General features: G+C 71.6%; 1 protein-coding gene and 1 pseudogene. One reads left to right on the top strand and one right to left on the bottom strand.

Translation table 11 applies throughout. From position 1 onward, the window contains the following. Positions 1-358: 358 nt before the first annotated feature. Positions 359-845 (bottom strand): annotated as a pseudogene (locus B7767_RS23025) (carboxymuconolactone decarboxylase family protein). 314 nt (positions 846-1,159) lie between these two features. On the opposite strand from B7767_RS23025, the gene B7767_RS23020 reads away from it, so the two are divergent. Next, positions 1,160-2,530: a cellulase family glycosylhydrolase gene (locus tag B7767_RS23020; protein WP_085573863.1), complete on the top strand. Its 1,371-nt coding sequence runs from the start codon at positions 1,160-1,162 to the stop codon at positions 2,528-2,530. The last annotated feature ends 37 nt before the right edge of the window (positions 2,531-2,567 follow it).

Here is a 2,567-nt window from a genome sequence, read left to right as displayed (position 1 = left end):
CTGGTGACCCTCGCCCTGCGCGCGCCGGCCCTGCGCGGAACCCTCCTGGCGTCCGCACTGCCCCGCTCCGCGGCGTCGCAGGCCGACCGCCGGCGGACGGCGACCGCCGACGGCACCCGGGAGGTCCCGACCGCGGACCCCGTCGCCCGCCCTTGATTCCGCACGCTTCCGCGCCACCCCTGGCTCACGGGGACCACGGGGTCGTGAGCCGTCGCCCCGGGCACGCCGAGGCCACGTGACGCGCCGTTCCGCGCGCGCCACCTCCCCGGATGGCGAGGAGGTCCGGCGCCCACGTGAGCCGTACGCCTGGAGCAGTGGGGTCCGGTCCGGCCGGTCCGGACCGGACCCCGTCGGCGGTTCAGCTCCCGACCGCCGCCGCGAACATGCCCGCCTCGTACGAGCCGCCCTTCCGGCGGGTGATCACCGCGAGCGGGTTGGCGGCGTTGATCATGGCGACCAGGGTGACCAGCGCGGCGGTCCGGTCGTCGTCGTAGTGCTCGCGCACCCGGGCCCAGGTCTCGTCGGAGACGCCCCCGGAGGCGTCGGCGGGGCGGGTGCCCTCCTCGGCGAGGGCCAGTGCCGCCTGCTCGGCCTCGGTGAACACGGTGGACTCGCCAGGTGGCGACCAGGTGGAGCCGGACCGCGCTCTCACCGGCGGCCGCGGCCTCCTTGACGTGCATGTCGACGCAGTGGCCGCAGCCGTTGATCTGGCCGGCGCGCAGTGACACCAGCTCCTGGGTGGCCTTCGGCAGCGGCGAGTCGTGGATCACCAGGGCCGCGCCGGCGAACCGCTTGGCGAACCTGGCGGCGAGCTCGTTCTCGAACAGGTCGAACCGGGTATCCATGGTTTCGTCCTCGCTTGTGCTCGTTCGCGGTGTCGAGCTGGGCTGAACACGGGATGCCGGAGGTCCGCTCCCTGTGACAGGAGGGAAGTGTGACGTGCGCCACCGTTCGCGCCGACGGGGCCGGACGCCTCCGTACGGGCGGCGGTCGCACGCGTCGCGGCGTTCTTCGGCCGTCACATGGCTATCGCGCGTCGACGCGGCGGTGTACGGTCTCGGGCCGATGGGCTTTGGGAGCGCTCCCATCGCGCTGCACCACGCTGTGCCCGCATGACGCGGGTCATCGCACGAGTTCGCATCGCACGAGGAGGAACGCTTTGAAACGCTTCTTGGCCTTACTGGCGACCTGCGCGACGGTCCTGGGCCTCACCGCGCTGTCCGGCCCCCAGGCGGTGGCCGCCGCCGGCTGCCGGGTCGACTACACGGTGGCCAGCCAGTGGCAGGGCGGCTTCCAGGCCGGAGTGAGGATCACCAACCTGGGCGACCCCGTCTCCGGGTGGACGCTCGGGTTCACCATGCCGGACGCCGGGCAGAAGGTCGTCCAGGGCTGGAACGCCACCTGGTCGCAGTCCGGCTCCACCGTCACCGCCGCCGCTGTCGACTGGAACCGCACACTGGCCACCGGCGCGACCGCCGACGTGGGATTCACCGGTTCCTTCACGGGTGCCAACCCGCGGCCCACGGCGTTCACGCTCAACGGCGTCGCCTGTACGGGCTCCGTCGAAGAACCCCCGCCCACCCCGGACGACGGCACCCCCGTGGACATCAACGGACAGCTGCACGTCTGCGGAGTGAACCTGTGCAACCAGTACGACCGCCCCGTCCAGTTGCGCGGCATGAGCACCCACGGCATCCAGTGGTTCAGCCGGTGCTACAACACCGCGTCCCTGGACGCGCTCGCCGAGGACTGGAAGTCGGACCTGCTGCGCATCGCCATGTACGTGCAGGAGGACGGTTACGAGACCGACCCCGCGGGCTTCACCGGCCGCGTGAACAGCCTCGTCGACATGGCCGAGGCCCGTGGCATGTACGCCGTGATCGACTTCCACACCCTCACGCCGGGCGACCCCAACTTCAACCTCGACCGCGCGAAGACGTTCTTCGCCTCCGTCGCCGCCCGCAACGCCGACAAGAACAACGTGATCTACGAGATCGCCAACGAGCCCAACGGCGTGAGCTGGGCGGCCGTCAAGAGCTACGCCGAGCAGGTCATCCCGGTGATCCGGGCCGCCGACCCGGACGCCGTCGTCATCGTCGGCACCCGCGGCTGGTCCTCGCTGGGAGTCTCGGACGGTTCCGACGAGAACGAGGTCGTCGACAACCCCGTCAACGCCGACAACATCATGTACGCGTTCCACTTCTACGCCGCGAGCCACAAGGACAACTACCGCGCCACGGTGAGCCGGGCGGCCTCCCGGCTGCCGCTGTTCGTCTCCGAGTTCGGCACGGTGAGCGCCACCGGCGGCGGAGCGGTGGACCGGGCGAGCAGCACGGCCTGGCTGGACCTGCTCGACCGGCTGAAGATCAGCTACGCCAACTGGACCTACTCCGACGCCGACGAGGGCAGTGCGGCGTTCAGGCCCGGCACCTGTGACGGCACCGACTACAGCGGCAGCGGCGTGCTGACCGAGTCCGGTGCGCTGCTCAAGAGCCGGATCAGCACCCCTGACGCCTTCCCCACCAGCTGACTTCCGGCGGGGGTCCGGGCGGCCGGGCCCCCGCCCC

The sequence above is a fragment of the Streptomyces sp. 13-12-16 genome (assembly GCF_002114215.1).
In the GTDB taxonomy this organism is placed as follows: domain Bacteria; phylum Actinomycetota; class Actinomycetes; order Streptomycetales; family Streptomycetaceae; genus Streptomyces.
The sequence above is the reverse complement of the archived record's forward strand: the minus strand, read 5'-3'. Positions and strand labels throughout refer to the sequence as shown.